At 70.4% G+C, this 19,418-nt stretch carries 15 protein-coding genes and 1 riboswitch; of the genes, 9 read left to right on the forward strand and 6 right to left on the reverse strand.

From position 1 onward, the window contains the following. The first annotated feature begins 237 nt into the window (after positions 1-237). The 3 genes from ACSDR0_RS25720 (at position 238) to thyX (ending at position 5,560) form a co-directional block, all read left to right on the forward strand. A complete protein-coding gene (locus ACSDR0_RS25720) occupies positions 238-2,379 on the forward strand; it encodes an anthranilate synthase component I (RefSeq protein WP_435291445.1) in 2,142 nt (713 codons plus the stop codon). A 121-nt stretch (positions 2,380-2,500) separates the two neighbouring features. Continuing rightward, positions 2,501-4,000 carry an amidohydrolase gene (locus ACSDR0_RS25725; RefSeq protein WP_435291446.1) on the forward strand — a complete coding sequence of 500 codons (1,500 nt, stop codon included), beginning with the start codon at positions 2,501-2,503 and terminating at the stop codon, positions 3,998-4,000. A gap of 42 nt (positions 4,001-4,042) precedes the next feature. Then, positions 4,043-5,560 carry an FAD-dependent thymidylate synthase gene (gene thyX, locus ACSDR0_RS25730; RefSeq protein WP_435291447.1) on the forward strand — a complete coding sequence of 506 codons (1,518 nt, stop codon included), beginning with the start codon at positions 4,043-4,045 and terminating at the stop codon, positions 5,558-5,560. A gap of 102 nt (positions 5,561-5,662) precedes the next feature. Here thyX and ACSDR0_RS25735 read toward each other — a convergent pair whose 3' ends face one another. Continuing rightward, entirely contained in the window at positions 5,663-5,992 is a 330-nt protein-coding gene (locus ACSDR0_RS25735) for a hypothetical protein (protein WP_350977370.1), read from the reverse strand. 361 nt (positions 5,993-6,353) lie between these two features. Then, complete coding sequence (locus tag ACSDR0_RS25740) at positions 6,354-7,469, reverse strand: globin domain-containing protein (RefSeq protein WP_435291448.1); 1,116 nt, start codon at positions 7,467-7,469, stop codon at positions 6,354-6,356. 489 nt (positions 7,470-7,958) lie between these two features. Between ACSDR0_RS25740 and ACSDR0_RS25745 the strand changes: the two genes are divergently transcribed. Both ACSDR0_RS25745 and ACSDR0_RS25750 read left to right on the forward strand, forming a co-directional pair. Continuing rightward, the gene (locus ACSDR0_RS25745; RefSeq protein WP_435291449.1) at positions 7,959-8,645 is read left to right on the forward strand and encodes a gamma-glutamyl-gamma-aminobutyrate hydrolase family protein; all 687 of its coding nucleotides are present in this window, start codon (positions 7,959-7,961) and stop codon (positions 8,643-8,645) included. 229 nt (positions 8,646-8,874) lie between these two features. Beyond that, positions 8,875-9,789 (forward strand): alpha/beta hydrolase, encoded by a 915-nt coding sequence (locus ACSDR0_RS25750; protein ID WP_435291450.1) that lies wholly within the window; start codon positions 8,875-8,877, stop codon positions 9,787-9,789. 146 nt (positions 9,790-9,935) lie between these two features. Here the strand turns inward: ACSDR0_RS25750 and ACSDR0_RS25755 are convergent, their stop codons facing one another. The 3 genes from ACSDR0_RS25755 to ACSDR0_RS25765 form a co-directional block, all read right to left on the reverse strand. Further along, positions 9,936-10,352 (reverse strand): SRPBCC family protein, encoded by a 417-nt coding sequence (locus ACSDR0_RS25755; RefSeq protein ID WP_435291451.1) that lies wholly within the window; start codon positions 10,350-10,352, stop codon positions 9,936-9,938. A gap of 63 nt (positions 10,353-10,415) precedes the next feature. Beyond that, positions 10,416-11,612, reverse strand: coding sequence for an acyl-CoA dehydrogenase family protein (locus tag ACSDR0_RS25760; protein WP_435291452.1), 1,197 nt, complete (start codon positions 11,610-11,612; stop codon positions 10,416-10,418). A gap of 71 nt (positions 11,613-11,683) precedes the next feature. Further along, the gene (locus ACSDR0_RS25765; protein WP_435291453.1) at positions 11,684-12,292 is read right to left on the reverse strand and encodes a class I SAM-dependent methyltransferase; all 609 of its coding nucleotides are present in this window, start codon (positions 12,290-12,292) and stop codon (positions 11,684-11,686) included. Between the two features lie 355 nt (positions 12,293-12,647). Here ACSDR0_RS25765 and ACSDR0_RS25770 point away from each other — a divergent pair, with 355 nt between their 5' ends. Next, positions 12,648-13,067 carry a hypothetical protein gene (locus ACSDR0_RS25770; protein ID WP_435291454.1) on the forward strand — a complete coding sequence of 140 codons (420 nt, stop codon included), beginning with the start codon at positions 12,648-12,650 and terminating at the stop codon, positions 13,065-13,067. A gap of 127 nt (positions 13,068-13,194) precedes the next feature. Here ACSDR0_RS25770 and thiC read toward each other — a convergent pair whose 3' ends face one another. Continuing rightward, on the reverse strand, positions 13,195-14,928 hold the full coding sequence (gene thiC, locus ACSDR0_RS25775) for a phosphomethylpyrimidine synthase ThiC (RefSeq protein WP_435291455.1): 1,734 nt from the start codon (positions 14,926-14,928) through the stop codon (positions 13,195-13,197). Next, positions 14,921-15,033, reverse strand: a riboswitch (TPP riboswitch). Its footprint overlaps the gene before it by 8 nt. A 94-nt stretch (positions 15,034-15,127) precedes the next feature. Between thiC and ACSDR0_RS25780 the strand changes: the two genes are divergently transcribed. The 3 genes from ACSDR0_RS25780 (at position 15,128) to ACSDR0_RS25790 (ending at position 19,413) form a co-directional block, all read left to right on the forward strand. Further along, a complete protein-coding gene (locus ACSDR0_RS25780) occupies positions 15,128-15,724 on the forward strand; it encodes a CDP-alcohol phosphatidyltransferase family protein (protein ID WP_435291456.1) in 597 nt (198 codons plus the stop codon). Between the two features lie 3 nt (positions 15,725-15,727). Then, entirely contained in the window at positions 15,728-18,229 is a 2,502-nt protein-coding gene (locus ACSDR0_RS25785; protein ID WP_435291457.1) for a sugar phosphate nucleotidyltransferase, read from the forward strand. Positions 18,230-18,900: 671 nt separating this feature from the next. Next, on the forward strand, positions 18,901-19,413 hold the full coding sequence (locus ACSDR0_RS25790; RefSeq protein ID WP_329079681.1) for an FHA domain-containing protein: 513 nt from the start codon (positions 18,901-18,903) through the stop codon (positions 19,411-19,413). Positions 19,414-19,418 lie beyond the last annotated feature (5 nt).

Consider the following 19,418-nt stretch of genomic DNA (forward strand, 5'->3'; position numbering starts at 1 on the left):
GTGGGGATTTCCCCTGTTTTCGGACCGGAGCGGACCCGCCCCCGTGTCGCGTTGCATGATCGCGGTCGCCGCCGGTACTCTGGCCACATGCGACACCCGATTTCCCTTCAGTGGTGGCGCCGCTTCTAGGCGGCGCAGGTTTCGCATTCGCGAGCAGACAGACGGCCGCCCAGGGAGGCGGCCTTTTCTGTGTCCGCTCCCTCAGGGCATCGGGAAGACAAGAGGGGCGATACCGCAGTGGAGACGAGCCGATATACCACCGCAGGCGGCATAGGGGTCGAGGTCACCGCGTCCGACGTGCCCGAGACGGTGCTTGAGGACGTCGTCACGACGCTCGGCGAGCGCCGTGGCGGAGTGCTCTCCTCCGGGATGGAGTATCCCGGCCGCTACAGCCGATGGCACCTCGCCTACGTCGACCCCTGCCTGGAGATCGTGGCCAGGGGACGCAGGATCTCCGCTCGCGCGCTGAACGCCCGGGGCAGGGTGGTCCTGCCGGCCATCGTGTCCTGCCTGCTGGCGGCGGGCAAGCCTGTCGAGGAGCCGACGGCCGACCACGTCGAGGTCCACGTGGCCGAGTCGGAGGACATCCTCCCCGAGGAGATGCGCAGCCGCCGTCCCACGGTCTTCACCGCGATCCGCGAGGTCATCGCCGCGTTCAAGGGTGAGAACGAGCACCTGGGCCTGTACGGCTCCTTCGGCTACGACCTGGCCTTCCAGTTCGAGCCGATCAGGCAGGTCCTGACGCGGGCCACCGACCAGCGCGACCTCGTGCTGCACCTGCCCGACCGGGTGATGGTGATCGACCGCAAGAGGGAGACGAGCAAGGAGTTCCGCTACGAGTTCACCGTGGACGGCGTCTCCACCCACGGGCTCGCCCGCGAGGGGGAGGTCGTGCCGCTGACCCCGCCGCCGTCCGAGCTCCCGGCCGACCCCGAGAGGGGCTCCTACGCCAAGGTGGTGGCCGCGGCCAAGGAGAAGTTCGTCCGCGGCGACCTGTTCGAGGTCGTCCCCGGCCAGGTCTTCCACGCGTCCTGCACCGACCCGGCCGCCTTCTACCGGGGGCTGCGCAAGGTCAACCCGGCGCCGTACGAGTTCCTGTTCAACCTCGGCGAGGGCGAGCACCTCGTCGGCGCCTCCCCGGAGATGTACGTCCGGGTCAGCGGCGACCGCGTCGAGACCTGCCCCATCTCCGGCACCATCGCCCGCGGCGGCAACCCCATCGAGGACGCCGACGCGATCCGGACCCTCCTGTCCAGCGTCAAGGAGGAGTCGGAGCTGACCATGTGCACCGACGTGGACCGCAACGACAAGTCCCGCATCTGCGTGCCGGGGACGGTCCAGGTGATCGGCCGGCGCCAGATCGAGATGTACTCCCGTCTCATCCACACCGTCGACCACATCGAGGGCCGGCTGCGTCCGGAGTTCGACGCCCTCGACGCGTTCCTCACCCACATGTGGGCCGTCACCGTCACCGGCGCCCCCAAGACCTGGGCGATGCAGTTCATCGAGGACCACGAGGAGACCACGAGGCGCTGGTACGGCGGGGCGGTCGGCTACATCGGCTTCGACGGCTCGATGAACACCGGCCTGACCCTGCGCACCGCGCAGATCCGCGGCGGGGTCGCCACCGTCAGGGCCGGGGCCACGCTGCTGTTCGACTCCGACCCCGAGGCCGAGGAGCGGGAGACCGAGCTCAAGGCCAGCGCCCTGCTGGGCGCCCTGGCGGCGGTTGGCGCGGCCCCGCAGGCGCAGGCCGAGGTGGAGGTGGCCGCGGAGCTGCCGGGAAGCGGCATGAAGGTGCTGCTCGTCGACCACGAGGACTCCTTCGTCAACACCCTCGCCGACTACTTCCGCCAGCAGGGCGCCGAGGTCGTCACGCTCAGGCACGGCTTCCCCGTCACGATGATCGACGAGATCGCGCCCTCCCTGGTGGTATTGTCGCCCGGCCCCGGCTGGCCGTCCGACTTCGGCCTGCCCGCCCTGGTCGGCGCCCTCTACGAGCGCGACCTGCCGGTGTTCGGTGTCTGCCTCGGCCTGCAGGGCATGGTGGAGCAGGCGGGCGGCACGCTCGAACTGCTGTCCTACCCCGAGCACGGCAAGCGCGGCCAGGTACGGCGGCTGGGCGCCAGCGCCCTGCTCGACGGGCTCCCCGAGGAGTTCACCGCCGCGCGCTACCACTCGGTCCACGCCAAACAGCAGGGCGTCGCCGGGTTCACCGCCACCGCGCTCACCCCGGACGGCGCGGTGATGGCGATCGAGGACGTGGAGCGGCGCCGCTTCGCGGTGCAGTTCCATCCCGAGTCAATCCTCACCGCCGGGGGAGGCGCGGGAACGAAGATCATCGCGAACGTTCTCCGGCTCTGCCGCCAGACCCGGTAAAGAACCCGTGGTTCGCACCCGGCGGTCACGCCGGGTGACCCTAAAGTTCTCCCCGTCGTGAAGACCGTGGGCGTACCGGGCCAGGCCCGTCCGGTACGCCCACGGCGGGGGAGGAGCGGGCATGAGGTCGGACGTCGTGCTGCCCGTCGAGCTTCCCGACGCCGTACGGGAGGCGCTGCTGGCGCCGCTGGTCGACCACAACTGCCAGGGCGTGCGCCGCGACGACCTGACCCGGGCCCGGTTCGAGACGCTGCTCACCGACTCGGGAATCCCGGCGCCGCCGGGCACCACCCACTTCGACACCCCCGCGGGCGCGGCGGTCCGCCGCTGGTGCGCACCCGTCCTGGGCCTCGCCCCGCACGTGCCGCCCGCCGTCTACCTGGCCCGCAGGATGGAACTCGGCGCGGCCGAGGTGAACCGGCGGCTGCTGGGCGCCGCGGGGATCGCCACCTTCCTCTTCGACGGTTCCGACGACCCCGACGGTTCTGAGGGGCAGGGCGGCTCGGGCGGCTTCGGGGGGTCGGGTGGCCCGGGTGGTCGCGGAGGCGCCGGGAACCTCGGCGCCCTCGGAGGTTCCCGAGGGCCCGAAGGCCCCGGCGGCCCGGACCGGCCGGACCGGCCGGATCGTCCGGATCGTCCGGACCGCCGCGACGTCGGCCTCGGCCTCGGCGCCGGCTTCGGCTTCGGCTTCGGCGCCGGCTTCGGCGGGGCCGAGGTGCTGCCGCCGGCCGAGATGGGCCACGCGGGCGGCGCGGACACCGCGCGGGTCGTCCACATCGAGCGGGCCGAGGAGGAGGTCGCCGGGACCGCCGTCTCGGGGGTCTCCTACATCTCCGCGCTCGCCCAGAACCTCGCCGAGCGGGCCGTCCGCGCCGTCGCGCTGAAGTCGGTCACGGCCCACAGGTCCGGCCACCACCTCGATCCGGCCAGGCCGAGCAGGGGAGCGGTGATCGCGGCGGCCACCCGGAGGCTGGCCTGCCCGGAGAAGAGGCTCACTGACCAGGTGCTGCTGCGCCACCTGCTCTGGACGGCCGTCGACGTGGCCAGGGAGTACGGGAGGCCGCTGCAGTTCCACACCGGCCTCGCCCGCTACGCCGGCGGTCCGCGCCCCGGCGCCCACTCCGGGCGCGGCGCGTACGGCGGCGGTGGTTCAGGGGGTTCCGGTTCCTCCGGAGTCCACGTCGGTTCCGGCTGGGGGGCCGCCTCCGGTCCGCACGGCGCGGGCCCGGCGCCGGTGGCCGGTTTCATCGTGGCCGTGCAGCCGGTGGGCGTCCCCGTCGTCCTGCTGCACTGCCACCCGTTCCACCGCCAGGCGGCCGGCCTGGCGAGCGCCCTCCCGCACGTCTACGTCGACGTGGGGGCGGCCCTGACCCGCAGCGCCACGGGCTCGGCCGCGGTCATGGCGGAACTGCTGGAGCTCGTGCCGTTCCACAAGCAGCTGTTCGGTTCCGGCGGCCACGGCGTGGCCGAGACCTGCCACCTCGGCGCCCTGCACTACCGGCGCGGCCTGGCCGGGGCGCTCGCCGCCCGGCTGGCCGACGGCGAGTGGAGCACCGCCGACGCCGCCCGGGTGGCCCAGATGATCGGCTCCGGCAACGCCCGCCGGATCTACCGCCTGTGACAGGTGCCCGGCCCCGGAACGGCCGGGCACCTGGAATACGATGTGGCGACTGTTGATGCGACGAAGGGGAGCCAGTTGACGGGCGATGGGGCAGAGGCGCGTTTTCTCGACGACGTGACCGTGGAGTTGGTCAAGCACAGTGCCTCCGACACGGACGTGCTCTGGGCGGCGCGGGTGTCGACCGCCGGGGAGCAGTCCCTGGAGGAGGTCGGCAAGGACCCCGAGCGCTCCAGGGGGCTGCTCAACTTCCTGATGCGCGACCGGCACGGCAGCCCCTTCGAGCACAACTCGATGACCTTCCTCGTGTCCGCGCCGATCTTCGTCTTCCGTGAATTCCACCGCCACAGGGTCGGATGGTGCCTGCCGGGGGACGCGCAAATTCCGGTGGGAACGCTGAAGAACGGCAAGACCAAGAAGATCAAAGATATCTATGCGGACTGGCACGAGGGTGTGCGTGACTCCGTAGGACGACTTCGCAGGCTCCCGTCATGCCAGAACCTGAGCACCCGCACGCTCAATCTCGACACCGGGCTCATCGAGTGGACCCGGATGGTCGATGTCTTCAAGAGTGGTGTCAAGCCCATTCTTAAGATCACGACAAGCTACGGCAAGACACTGCGCTGCTCGCCTGACCACGCCATCCTGTCGCGTGGGGCGTGGGTCAAAGCCAAGGACTTGAGACCTGGGGATCTCATCTCTGCCCAAGCGACTGTGCCGGTGGGAGAATACACCGGTATCCCAAGACGTCTGCGCGAGGGCATCCAGTTTTGGACGACCCGGATGAAGCAGGAGGTTGTCGCCGCCGTCGATGTATGCCATGTCTGTCAAGCCCTCTTCGACTTCGGGGATCTCGAAGTCGATCATGTCGTGCCGGTGAGTCGCGAACTCAAACTGGCTCTGGACAAGGACAACCTCGCTCCGATCTGTCTCCCCTGTCACGAGAAGAAGTCAGGTGTGGAGGCATGGGAGGTGAAACGGAGGCCCTCCAGACTCGGTATTCGGGACGAGAAGGTCTCGTCGATCGTTTCGGACGGCGAGGAGGAGACTTATGACATCTCCATGCCTGGCCCATGGCACAACTTCGTGGCCGATGGCATCGTCGTTCACAACTCGTATAACGAGGAAAGTGGGCGTTACCGGGAGCTTCAACCTAATTTTTACGTTCCGGGCCCGGAGCGGAGGCTGGTCCAGGAAGGTCGTCCGGGCAAGTACGTCTTCGCCGAGGGCAGCGCCGAGCAGCACAAGATCGTCACTGAGGCGATGGAGTCGTCGTACCGGCATTCCTACGCCGCCTACCAGGAGATGCTGGAGGCCGGGATCGCCAGGGAGGTGGCCAGGGCGGTGCTGCCCGTCGGTCTCTTCTCGTCGATGTACGCCACCTGCAACGCGCGCTCGCTCATGCACTTCCTCTCCCTGCGCACCAAGAACGAGCAGGCCAAGGTGCCCTCGTTCCCGCAGCGCGAGATCGAGATGGTGGCGGAGAAGATGGAGGCGGCCTGGGCGGAGCTGATGCCCCTCACGCACGCGGCCTTCGTGGCCGCCGGCAGGGTCGCCCCCTAGAACCGTCCGCCGGACGTGCGGGCCGGAGGGTTTTCCGCCCGCCGTTTCTCTGTCTGCCGTTTCTCGGCCCGTTTCCACGCGTCCGCCGCCCGGCGTGGGCGGTCAGCTCGTGGTCTCCTGGCGGCGTGAGAGGGCGGGCAGGACGAAGATCTCGGCGCCCGGGGGCAGCGCGCAGTCGAGGCCGCCGAGATGCCGGGCGTTCTCGCCGCAGACGAACATGCTGATGTGGCGGCGGATGCACCCGTAGTCGTCGCGGAGCCGCTGCTCCAGGGACGGGTGCGTGCGGCGGAGCATGTCGAGGGCGGAGCCCAGCGTGGGATGGCCGTCGTCGTGGTCGGCGATGGCGAAGACGCGGATCTCGGTGGTCTCGCCCGCCCAGTGCCGCAGCGTGGCGGGAAGCATGAAGGTCACGAGGGTGACGGGTCTGGCCATCGGCTAGAGCACCGTGTCGTGCGAGGCGGGCACGGCCAGGGGGTCTGGACGGCGGATGCCGGGACCGGCCGGGGGCCGGGGACGGACGTCGCCCTGGCCTCTGGGGAGCCGCCGCCGGTGGAGGGGACCGGGGACGGGTTCGTGCGGTTGGACGGCTCCGGCCGGGGGGCCGGACGGATGACGATGGTGGCGGACGGGTCCGTGCGGGTGGCGGTCGAGAGGGGGGCACGGGCTGGGAGGGGGGCCGTCGTGCATGACCATCTCCTTTCGGATTGGGCCTCATGCTGCCATGTCACGCCGCGTCCTGCCGTGGTCTATGAAATTTGCGTGATCAGTTCGGGGTGTTAGTCCCGATTGTCGTTCAGGGCTCGCCCTGAACGATGTCCCGGTGGATGTGAGCCGGGGGCATTCCGCCCCGCTGGAGCCTGCGGACCGTCTCGTTGACCATGGCGATCGGGCCGCAGACGTAGGCCTCGTGCTCGGCCCACGAGTGGAACCGCTCCATCACCTCGGGCACCTTGCCGCGCATGCCGTCGTACCCCGGTTCGTCGGAGACCACGGGCAGCACCCGCAGCCGCGGGAAGGCCGACTCCATCCGTACCAGGTCGGTCAGGTCGTAGAGCTCGGCCGCGGTGCGGGCTCCGTGGAGCAGGTGGATGTTGGGGCGGCGCCCGGAGCCGATCACGTGCTCCAGGATGGCCTTGATCGGGGCCAGGCCGGTTCCGCCCGCCACGCACAGGATGTCGCGCCCCGAGTCGGAGGGGACCATGGTGCCGATCGGAGGGCCCAGCATCAGGGTGTCGCCGATCCGGGTGTGCTGGACCAGCGTGGTGGAGACCCAGCCGCCGGTGATCGCGCGGACGTGCAGGCGGACGGTGTTGTCGTCCCGGGGCGCGTTCGCGATGGAGAACGTGCGCCAGACGCGCGGCCAGCGTGCGGTCTGCACGTTGACGTACTGGCCGGGCGTGTAGGGCAGGTCCTGGTCGAGCCGCAGGGTGATCACCGCGATGTCCGGCGTGCGGAGCTCGTGGTCCGTCACCTCGGCCAGCCACCAGGCGGGCGAGACCCCCGCGTCCGACTCGGCTGATTCGATCATGAGATTGGCGGCGGCGGTGTACGCGGCCACCCATGCCGCCTCTATCTCGGTGTCCCAGATCTCGGCGGCGAAGCGCCTGATCGTGGCGAGGAGCGCGTTGCCGACCGCGGTGTAGTGCTCGGCGAGCACCCCGTACTTGCGGTGGTCGCGGCCGAGCTGGCCGAGGAACGACGCCAGGCTGCCCGGACTGTCCAGGCTCCAGACGATCCTGGTCAGCGCGCTGAAAAGACGGTCGCGCTGGACGTCCATCGCCGGGGGGAACATCGCCCGCAGGTGCGGGCTCTCGGCGAACAGGCGCCCGTAGAAGTATGCCGCGGCCTTGTCCGCGGCGGGTTCGACGACGGCGAAACTTTCCTTGACGAGACGCGGATTCAAAGACATTTAACGAACCCACCCTAATTGACCGGCTCAAAGTCCGATCACGCAGATCCACCTCCCTGACGGCTCCGGGTGACGAGCGATCGGGAGCCCCGGCTCACCTGGTCACTCGAATTTGAGTCTTCCATCACCATGTAGACGTCACAACCGTTTCTCAGCAATATAGTGGGAAATCTAACTATCCGTAATTGGAAAGTTATTTTGTGTGACCAATTAATCGGTGGAGGAACGGATAGGCGAATAAGAATCACGTTCTCTTTGAATCAAAGGTTTACTGCTCGTAAGGTTTTTGGTAACGCCGGAGTTCCAGGTCATGGACGGTGCGAACCCCTCCGGGGATGAGGGGTGAGGGCTTCCGACGAGACGACACTGATACCTCAGATGTGTGACATGACCGAAATGGAGTGCGTCATGATAGAGGAGCTGTTGCAGATGGGATCGGTGCTGTCCGAAACAGGTGGCGCCACCTCGCGCACGCCCCCTGGAGAACGCATGCCCCGACCCTTGATCGGTATCACCGCCTACCTTGAGGCCGCCCGCTGGGGCGACTGGGTCAGGGAGGCCGTCCTGTCCCCGCCCTCCTACGCGCGGGCCGTCGAGAAGGCGGGCGGCGCCCCGGTGCTGCTGCCCCCGCTCAACCTCGGCGGGATCGACGACTACGTCCACGGCCTGTCCGGCGTGATCCTCGCCGGAGGGGGCGAGCTCGACCCTTCCCTGTACGGGGCCGCCCGCGAGGAGCGCGTCAGGGACCCCCAGCCGCACCGCGACCGCTTCGAGCTGGCGCTGGCCCGCGCCGCCGTCAAGGCCGACCTGCCGCTGCTCGCCTCGGGGCGGGGCATGCACGTCCTGAACGTCGCCCAGGGCGGGACCCTGATCCCCTGGCTCCCCGAGGTGGTCGACCACGACCGCCACGCCGCCTCCCAGGCGCATCTCATCCAGATCAGCGTCTCCAGCAAACTCGGCAAGGCGGTGGGCGACACGGCCGAGGTGACCGCGCCCCATCACCAGGCCGTCAAGCGGCTGGGCACCGGGCTGCTCGCCGTGGCCTGGGCCGACGACCAGATCGTCGAGGGCGTCGAGCTGCAGGGGCACCGGTTCGGTGTCGGCGTGCAGTGGAACCCCGCGCGCGCCGGGGACAACCGGCTCATCGAGGCCCTGGTCGAGGCCGCCCGCCGTTGAGGCTCGTCACCGGCGTCCGCCTGCGACGTCCGGCGCTGGGGTGCGTCACCGATGTCCGCCTGCGATGTCCGGCGCTGACGCTCGTCACCGGCGTCTGGTGCCGACGTCCGCCGGTGACGTTTGCCGGTGAGGTCCGGCGCCGATGCTCAGCCACTGACGTCCGGCGCCGATGTTCGGCGCGGGGCTCAGGGGCCGCCACGTCCGGGGCCCGGCGGGTAAAGTGCCGATCATGCCGTTGCATCCGCAGGCCGAGGCCTACCTGAAGCTCTTCCCGACGGACCTCGGAGCGTCCCTCTCCACGCTCACACCCGAGATGATCGAAGAGCTGCGGGCCCTCGACGGCTTCGCCGAGCAGCGTGGCCCGATCATCCCCCTCCCGGTGGTCAGGGACGGCGTCGCCGCGGGCGTGCCCGTCCGGGTCTACCGGCCCGAGGAGGGTGACCGTCCCCTTCCCTCGATCGTCTACTTCCACGGCGGAGGCTGGGTCTTCGGGAGCGTCGAGCGCAACGACGCCCTCGGCCGCGACCTCGCGGTGCGCAACGGGGCGGTCGTGATCTCGGTCGACTACCGGCTCGCGCCCCACCATCCCTTCCCCGCGGCCGCCGACGACGCCTGGAGCGTCGTCCAGGACGTCTTCGCCCGCCCCGGCGCCTACGGCGCTGACCCCGAGCGCGTCGCGGTCTGCGGCGACAGTGCCGGGGGCAACGTCGCGGCCGTGGCCGCCTGGCAGGCCAGGGACGCCGGGCTCCGGCTGGTCCACCAGCTGCTCGTCTACCCGGTGGCCGACGTGGCCATGGACACCGAGAGCTACCGCGCCTACGCCTCCGGCTTCGGGCTCGGCGCCGACGAGATGGCCTGGTTCATCGAGCAGTACGGCGGTGACCCGGCCGACCCCCGGCTGGCCCCGGCCCGGCTGGCCGACAAGTCGGGCCTGGCTCCGGCGACAGTGATCACCGCCGAGTGTGACCCGCTCCGCGACGAGGGCGAGGAGTACGCCGCCCAGCTCGCGGCGGCCGGGGTGCCGGTCGAGGCCAGGAGGTACGAGGGGGCCATCCACGGCTTCTTCGGCCTGCCGGGCTTCTTCGACCAGGCGACCGAGGCTCGCAAGTACGCCGCGGCCCGTCTCGCGGAGGCCTTCCGGTAAGCGGAGGCCTTCTGGTGAGCGGGGTTCTTCCGGTGAGCGGAGGCCTTCCGGCGAGGCGGGATCCCGCGATGAGCGGTGGGGCGGGACCCGTTGCCGGGCGCCGCCCGGATCCGTACGACATGGTCGTCCGGGGGGGCGGCGCCCGGTCAGAGGCACTTGTGCAGGGAGGCCAGGCCGGGTTCGAAGACCTGGCGGGTGACGAACTCCTCGATCTTCGCCATGTCGTCGGCCTCGAAGGTGGCCGACCACTCGACGAACGCGCTCCCGCTGTCGGTGACGGGCGCGACACGGTAGAACGCCCGGTAGTCGCGGACCGGCAGCGGGCTCTCCAGGATCTCGTACGCCGCCGAGCGCGAGACGTCGTCGAGGGCGAGCAGCCGCTCCCTGAAGGTTCCGCCGGGGCCCTCCAGCCTGCGCACCGCGCCCGGCAGGGATTTCCCGCCGCCCTCGATCTCGCAGCCGGTTATCCCCGGCACCCACTCCGCCGGGTTGCCGAAATCCCTCAGGTACTTCCACACCTCGTCGGCGGAGGCGTTGATCACTGTGCTGGCGTACGCGGACATCGGCTACTCCTCGTGTTCGTCCTGTCACCGAGGTCTTCCCGTGCCCGCCGCCGGGCAACCCGGTCAGAAGCTTCTGGGCAGCCCGAGCACCTGGGTGGCCAGGTAGTTGAGCAGGAGCTCCTCGGTGACGGGGGCGACCTTGCCGATGCGGGCGTCGGCCAGCAGGCGGGCCACCGGGTACTCCAGCGAGTAGGCCATGCCGCCGTGCGTCTGGAAGGCGTGGTCCGCCGCCTCCCAGGCGGCCTGCGAGGCGGTCAGCTTGGCGATGTTGGCCTCGGTGCCGCAGGGAAGCTGCCTGTCGAACAGCCAGGCGGCCTTGTAGAGCATCAGCCTGGCCAGCTCGATCTTGGCCTTGACCTGGGCGAGGGGGAAGGCGATGGCCTGGTTGGCGCCGATCGGGCGGCCGAAGACCTCGCGCTCCTTGGCGTACTGCACGGCCACCCGCAGCGCCACCTCGGCGCCACCGAGCGCGGAGGCGGCCAGCAGGACGCGCTCGGGGTTGAGGATGTCCCACAGCACCAGCGCGCCCTGGTCGACCTCGCCGACGACGTTCCTCTCCGGGACCCGCAGGTCGTCGATGAAGACCATGTTGGACGGGGTGGTGTTGGCGCCCATCTTCGGGATCGGCTGGAAGGACAGCTGCCCGGCCGCGACGGCCTCGGGGACGTTCACCAGCAGGATGGTCAGGCCGTTGGAGCGGGGCTTGGCCTCGGCGGCCGGGATGGTCCTGGTGACCAGGAGCATCCAGGTGGCGCGCTGCACGCCGGTGATCCAGATCTTCTGCCCCTTGACGACGAACTCCGCTCCGTCGCGGCGGGCGAAGGTGGAGATGCCCAGGGCGTTGGACCCGGCGTCGGGCTCGGTCAGCGCGAAGCAGGTCTCCAGCTCGCCGGTGGCCAGCCCGGGCAGCAGCTCGTCGCGCTGCCACCGGCTGCCGTGTCTGGCCAGGGTCATGGCGCCGAACCCGGGGGTGAGCACGTAGGTGAACGCCGAGCCGCCGGCCGAGCCGGAGGCCGACAGGGTCTCCGTGGCCACGGCCAGCTCCAGCAGGCCCTGCCCGCCGCCGCCGTACTCCTCGGGCACGGCCAGGCCGAGCCAGCCGCCCTTGGCCAGGTCCTGCCAGACCTCCTCCGGCCAGCGCTTCTCGCTCTCGCACCGCTGCCAGTAATCCAGGTCGTAGCGGGCGCAGATGTCGCCGATGCCGCGCTGCACGGCGATGGCACTCTCGGGGAGGGTGAAGTCCACGATGATCAACTCCATTCTAGCTGCGTGCGCAATCGTAGAACGTAGTTCGGTATCTCTGCGGCAGCGCGGCCCCGGACTCCGCGGGTTCAGGCCTCCCGGGCGGGATCCAGGCGCGGCCTGCGCGCGTGGTAGACGAAGGCCGGCGGCACGTTCCCCCACACCGTCCGGCCCGCGACGACCTCCTCGAAGGTGTCGATCAGGCGCTTCCTGAAGCGCCGCGCGGGGGGAAGGCGCTTGGCGAAGCTGTACGCGAAGGTGGTGAAGGCCGTGTGCGGCCCCATGATCGCGGTGACTGCGTCCAGCAGGCGGCCCTGTGTCTCCGCGGAGAACGCGGCCCAGGGGAGCCCGCTCACGATCGCGTCGGCCTTGGACAGGCCGCGCTCCTCGAGCAGCTGCGGCAGCCGTGCCGCGTCGTCGACCACGACGTCCACCCCCGGATTCCCGGCGGCCAGGAACTCGGCCAGCTTCGGGTTGATCTCGACGGCCATGTGGTGCCCCCGGCCGCCCAGCCGGCGCTGGATCTCCGCCGTGAACGCGCCCGTGCCGGGGCCGAGCTCGACGATCACCGGGTCGCCCCGGTGGGGGATCGGCGAGGCCACCGCCTCGGCGAGCCGCCGCGAACTCGGCGCCACCGCTCCAACGGTGCCCGGCGAGCGGATCCACTGCCCCAAAAAGAGCGTGGTGTCATTGGTCATGGTTTGAAGCGTAGAGGGTGGGAGGAGCCGGGCAGTACGCCGTCTGACCGATCTTGACGGCCGCCCGGAGGAGGAGCCCTCCTCTCCCGGAGGATGACCGGGGTCCGGTGCGAGACGGGACCGCCCCGCCCCTGGAAGTCCGCGCCCCGGTTCCCGCGCGCCTCTGTCGCCCCGGCCGAGGTTTCGCGCCCGGTTCCGTGCGCCTTCCGGCGGGGAATCCGCCACGCGGTGGATCCCGAGGTCATTCCCCAGGCTGACGACCCGGCCCGCACCCCGCGGTCACGATGTGCTTCGAAGCGATCGCCTTTCGAGTCGCTCATCTTTCGAACCGATCACCTGAGAAAGGACACATCTCATGCGGGAGGTCATCGCCCAGCCCGATCCGACGCGGAGCCCCCCGGTCTCCACGGGCCTGCTGTACGGCGTCCGCGTCCTCGTCGTCGCCCAGGCCGCCGGGCTCGTCGTCGCCGCCTCGTTCGCCGGCCAGGCCGTGCAGAGCGGGGGAGAACTGGGCGAGACCCATGTCATGGCCGGGATGGTGGTGCACCTGATCGCCCTGCTGCAGATCGTCGCGGCCGTGCTGGTCTGGCGTCCGGGACGGGGAGCGGGCTGGCCCGCCCTGGCCAGCCTCGGCCTGTTCCTGATCGGCATGGGCCAGCACTTCAGCTGGGAGGCGCTCGGCACCCACGTGCCCAGCGGTCTCCTCCTGTTCGGCCTGACCGTGGCGCTGCTCGTCTGGGCCTGGTCACCCCGCGCCGCCGTACGCCGGTCCTGAGGCGGGACGCCCTCCCCGCGCGGCCGTCCGCCCGGTCCGGCCGCCCGTGGGAGCGGGCCGGACCGGGCGCGGGCCCGAGGGCACGGGAGGACGCCGTCGAGGGCGTCCTCCCGTGCCCCGCCGGGTCTCAGGCGCCTTCCACGGGCAGATAGACCCGGCCGCCCTCACGGGAGAACTCCTCGGACTTCTCCCGCATCCCGGCCTCCAGGGCCTCGGCGTCGGTCAGGCCGCGCTCCTCGGCGAACCTGCGCACATCGTGGCTGATCCTCATCGAGCAGAACTTCGGGCCGCACATCGAGCAGAAGTGCGCGGTCTTGGCCGGGGCGGCGGGCAGCGTCTCGTCGTGGAAGGACCGGGCGGTCGCGGGGTCGAGGGAGAGGTCGAACTGGTCCTCCCAGCGGAACTCGAACCGGGCGTCGGACAGGGCGTCGTCCCAGGCCTGCGCGCCCGGATGGCCCTTGGCGAGGTCGGCCGCGTGCGCCGCGATCCTGTAGGTGATCACGCCGGTCTTCACGTCGTCCCTGTCCGGCAGGCCCAGGTGCTCCTTGGGCGTGACGTAGCAGAGCATGGCCGTGCCGTACCAGCCGATCATCGCCGCGCCGATGGCCGAGGTGATGTGGTCGTAGCCGGGCGCGATGTCGGTCGTCAGCGGGCCGAGGGTGTAGAACGGGGCGTCGTCGCAGAGCTCGCGCTGCAGGTCGACGTTCTCCTTGATCTTGTGCATGGGGACGTGGCCCGGCCCCTCGACCATCACCTGGACGTCGTGCTCGTGAGCGATCCCCGTGAGCTCGCCCAGCGTCCTGAGCTCGGCGAACTGGGCCTCGTCGTTGGCGTCGGAGATCGAGCCCGGGCGCAGGCCGTCGCCCAGCGAGAACGCCACGTCGTACCGGGCCATGATCTCGCAGATGTCGGCGAAGCGCTCGTAGAGGAAGCTCTCGCGGTGGTGCGCCAGGCACCAGGCCGCCATGATCGAGCCGCCCCGGGAGACGATCCCGGTCCTGCGCCGCGCGGTCAGCGGCACATGGGCCAGGCGCACCCCCGCGTGGACGGTGAAGTAGTCGACGCCCTGCTCGCACTGCTCGATCAGGGTGTCGCGGTAGATCTCCCACGACAGGTCGGCCGCGTTGCCGCCCGCCTTCTCCAGCGCCTGGTAGAGCGGGACGGTCCCGATCGGCACCGGGGAGTTGCGGATGATCCACTCGCGGGTGGTGTGGATGTTGCGCCCGGTGGACAGGTCCATCACCGTGTCGGCGCCCCAGCGGATCGCCCACGTCATCTTGTCCACCTCCTCCTCGATGGTGGAGGCGACGGCCGAGTTGCCGATGTTGGCGTTGACCTTCACGAGGAAGTTGCGGCCGATGATCATCGGCTCGCTCTCCGGGTGGTTGACGTTGGCCGGGATGATCGCCCGCCCGGCGGCCACCTCGGCGCGGACGAACTCCGGCGTCACGCCCTCGCGGACCGCGACGAACTCCATCTCCCGGCTGACCAGCCCGCGCCGGGCGTAGGCGAGCTGGGTCACCGGCGCCCCCGTCGCGCGCAGCGGCCGGTCGCCGTGGCCGGTGAAGACCGCGTCGAGGGAGCGGAGGTCGCGGGCCCAGGCGTCGCGGTCGCGGTAGCCGTCGTCGCCGGGACCGCCGGGGCGGCCGCCGTAGCGGGCCGTGTCGCCCCGCTCCAGGATCCACTCCTCGCGCGCTCGCGGCAGGCCCCGGGTGATGTCGGTGGTCACGGACGGGTCCGTGTAGGGGCCCGAGGTGTCGTACAGCGTGACCGCGTCCCCGTTGGTCAGGCGCACCTCGCGCATGGGGACGCGCAGGTCGCCCTGGTAGATCTTTGAGCTGGAAATACGCGCGTCGATCATCGCGCAAACTCCCTTCGCCGGCATTACCCGGAGCAGGTTCTGGCGGTCGGCGGCTGTTCCAGCCGTCCTCTCAGCCCGGTTCGCCGGGCTCCCGCGTTGGTCGAGCGGAACGATAGCGCGTCTCCCGCGCGCCCACCATCCACTCGGCCGCACCCGACGCAGTAGTGTCACCATCAGGTAGGGGGAGGGAGATCAGCCGGTGAATCCGGAAGCATCGGGGGCCGAAGACCGAATTTGGACGGTCCCCAACGCGTTGAGCCTGGCCAGGCTCCTGGGGGTGCCGGTTTTCCTCTGGCTGGTGCTGGGCCCGAAGGCCGACGGCTGGGCCGTCGCCCTGCTGATGCTGGCGGGGTTCTCCGACTGGCTCGACGGCAAGATCGCCCGTGCCTGGAACCAGACCAGCAGGCTCGGCCGCCTGCTCGACCCGCTGGCCGACCGCCTCTACATCCTGGCGACCCTGTTCGGCCTCGCCATGCGCGAGATCATCCCCTGGTGGCTGGCGCTGGCCATCCCGCTGCGCGACGTGATGCTGCTGGGCATCCCGCTCATCCTGCGCCGTCTCGGGTACGGTCCCGCGCTGCCCGTGCACTTCCTCGGCAAGGCCGCCACCGCCAACCTGCTCTACGCCTTCCCTCTGCTCTTCCTGGCCCACGATCCCTCCTGGTACGCCGAGGCGGCCCGGGTCGTCGGCTGGTCCCTGGCCATCTGGGGCACAGGCCTGTACTGGTGGTCCGGAGTGCTGTATTGGGTACAGGTGCGTCAGCTGACAAGCGAGGCCAAACGCCTTAAGAGGTGATCCGTGAAGGCCGTCGTCATGGCGGGCGGGGAGGGGACACGGCTCCGGCCGATGACCGCGAACCAGCCCAAGCCCCTCCTGCCCGTGATCAATCGGCCGATCATGGAGCATGTCCTTCGCCTCCTGAAGCGGCACGGCTTCACCGAGACGGTGGTCACCGTGCAGTTCCTGGCAGCCCTGGTCCGCAACTACTTCGGCGACGGCGACGAGCTCGGCATGAGCCTGTACTACGCCACCGAGGACACGCCGCTCGGCACCGCGGGCAGCGTCAAGAACGCCGCCGACCGGCTCCGCGACGACCGGTTCCTGGTCATCTCCGGCGACGCGCTGACCGACATCGACCTGACCGACATGATCCGCTTCCACCGCGAGAACAACGCGATGGTCACGATCGGGCTCAAGCGTGTCCCCAACCCGCTGGAGTTCGGCATCGTCATCGTCGACGACCAGGGCAGGGTGGAGCGCTTCCTGGAGAAGCCGACCTGGGGCCAGGTCTTCTCCGACACCGCCAACACCGGCATCTACGTGATGGAGCCCGAGGTCCTCGACGAGATCGCGTCCGGGGAGTCCGTCGACTGGTCGGGCGACGTGTTCCCGAAACTGCTGGAGCGCGGCGCCCCGCTGTACGGCTACGTGGCCGACGGCTACTGGGAGGACGTCGGCACCCACGAGAGCTACCTCAAGGCCCAGGCCGACGTCCTGTCGGGCCGGGTCAAGGTCGAGATCGACGCCTTCGAGGTCTCGCCGGGCATCTGGGTGGCCGAGGGGGCCTCCATCGACGCCGACTCCGTCCTCAAGGGCCCCCTCTACATCGGTGACTACGCCAAGGTCGAGGCGGGGGCCGAGCTGCGCGAGTACACGGTGCTGGGCAGCAACGCGGTGGTCAGGGAGGGCGCCTTCCTGCACCGCGCGGTCGTCCACGACAACGTCTACGTCGGGCCCAGCGCCCACCTGCGCGGTTGCGTGATCGGCAAGAACACCGACCTGATGACCGCCGCCAGGGTCGAGGAGGGCGCCGTCGTCGGCGACGAGTGCATCATCGAGGCCGAGGCGTACATCTCCTCCGGCGTCAAGATCTACCCGTTCAAGACCATCGAGGCGGGGGCGGTGATCAACAACAGCGTCATCTGGGAGCCGCGCGCCCAGCGCAACCTGTTCGGCCCCCGGGGGGTCTCGGGGCTGGTCAACGTCGAGATCACCCCCGAGCTGTGCGTACGGCTGGCCAGCGCCTACGCCACCACCCTGAAGAAGGGCGCCTCGGTCATCACCTCCCGCGACTCCTCCCGTGCCGCGCGGGCGCTGAAGCGGGCCGTGATCAGCGCCCTGAACGCCAGCGCGATCAACGTGCTCGACCTGGAGGCGTCCCCGCTCCCGGTGGCCCGCTTCCACACCGCCAGGGAGAACGCCGTCGGCGGCATCGCGCTGCGCACCACGCCCGGCGACCCGCAGAGCGTCGACATCGTCTTCATGGACGAGCACGGCGCGGACCTGTCGCCGGCGGCCCAGCGCAAGCTGGACCGGGTCTTCTCCCGGCAGGAGTTCCGCCGTGCCTTCCCCGGGGAGATCGCCGAGCTGAGCTTCCCCGCCAGGGCGGTGGAGGACTACACGCACGAGCTGCTGCGCCTGGTCGACATCAGCGGGGTGCGCGACGCCGACATGAAGGTCGTGGTCGACTGCGCCGGAGGCACCTCCTCCCTGGTGCTGCCCAGCCTGCTGGGCCGGGTCGGGGTGGACGTGCTGACCGTCAACAACCGGCTGGACGACGCCTCGCCCACCGAGACGCTCGCCGAGCGCCGCCGCGACCTGCAGCGCCTGTCGGAGCTCGTCAGCTCCTCCAGGGCGGCCTTCGGGGTGCGCTTCGACCCGGTGGGGGAGCGGGTCGCGCTGGTGGACGAGATGGGCCAGCTGATCAGCGAGGAGCGCGCCCTGCTGGTGGTGCTCGACCTGGTCGCCGCCGAGCGGCGCGGCGGCAGGGTGGCGCTGCCGGTCACCACCACCCGGGTGGCCGAGCAGGTCTGCAGGTTCCACGGCGTCCAGGCCGAGTGGACCTCCACCGCGATCGACGCGCTCACCGCCGCCGCCAGAGGACCAGAGATGATCTTCGCGGCCGACGGGCGCGGCGGCTTCATCGTGCCCGAGTTCGGGCCCACGGTGGACGGCCTGGCGGTGTTCCTGCGCCTGCTGGGCCTGGTCGCCAGGACCCGGCTCTCGCTCAGCCAGATCGACGCCAGGATTCCCGAGGCCAAGCTGCTGCGCCGGACCGTGCCGACCCCGTGGGCGGCCAAGGGCGCGGTGATGCGCTCGGTCATCGAGGCCGCCGAGCACTACCGCATCGACACCACCGACGGGGTGCGGGTCGTCGCCGAGGACGGCAGCTGGACCCTGGTGCTGCCCGACCCGACGGAGGCGGTCACCCACCTGTGGGCCGAGGGGTTCGACGTCGACTCCGCGCAGACCCTGATCGAGCACTGGGCGCGGGTGGTCGAGGAGGCCGCGGGCGGCTGACGGGCCCGGCCGGTGCCGCAGGAGGCGCGAGAGGAGGCCGTGAACCCTCGGGCCCGGGCGCGGGGTGGGAGGCCCTGAGCGGCGGGCTCCGGGCCGGGCGGGAAGGCTCTGGAAGCCGGGGCCCGGCGGGAGGCCCTGGGCGGGGACCACGGGCCGGGCGGGGAGGCCGCGAGCGGGACCGCGGGCCGGGCGGGAAAGGGCGGGGATGAGAACTCCAGCCCGGCGAGAAAGCGGGAGAACGGGGAAGCGGGAGAGCGGGGAACCCAGGGAATCCAGGGAATCCGGTAAAGGGCGAGGGCCCCGGGCGGGCGGAGGCCGCGTGAGGGGGAAAGAGCCGAAAAGAGGGCTCCGGGCCGGGCGGGGAGGCCGCGAGCGGGAAACCGCGGGCCGGGCGGGAAAGGAGCCGGATGAGGGTTTCTGGCCGAGTGATCGCGACAAACGCCGAGTGGTTGCGACAAACACAGCGCGGCGCCATGGACCGGGGACAGTACCCCACTGTAACTTTGTCACCGACCGTACCCGCGGTTCAGCGTCAGCCTTGACCTTCGCGCCTCATCACTGTATGTTGCGGCATTCGCAGTCCGAGAAAACCCTTGAGAAGCGAAGAAGCGAGGCGCGCGCATCACTGAGCACCGTTGCCGCGTCTTCGCGGTAGGAGGCCGAGCCGATCGATGCCGAGCGTCTACTGCACGCAGTGCGGTCATGCCAATCCTGAGGATGCCCGTTTCTGTTCACGATGCGGGTCGCCGCTTACCAAAGCCGAGACCCCCGGAGACAGCACATCGACGATCTCCCTCTCCGGGATCGAGGCCTACGAGGCGGAGACAGGTGAGACGCTTCTCGCCGAACGGCAGGCCGTCGAGCAGTTGCCCCCGGGCACCGCGCTGCTGGTCGCGATGCGCGGTCCCAACGCCGGCAGCCGATTCCTGCTCGACAGTGATCTCACCACCGTGGGCCGCCATCCCGAGAGTGACATCTTCCTCGACGACATCACGGTCTCGCGCCGCCACGTGGAGTTCTACCGGCGCGGCGGCGGGGTCTTCACCGTTCGCGACGTCGGCAGCCTGAACGGCACGTACGTGAACCGCGAGCGCATCGAGGAGGTCCCGCTGTACGGCGGGGACGAGGTGCAGATCGGCAAGTTCCGCCTCGTCTTCCTCACCCGCGGTGCCGCTGGAGGATGATGAGC

Origin of the sequence: Streptosporangium sp. G11, from assembly GCF_051192615.1 — a bacterium.
In the GTDB taxonomy this organism is placed as follows: Bacteria; Actinomycetota; Actinomycetes; order Streptosporangiales; family Streptosporangiaceae; genus Streptosporangium.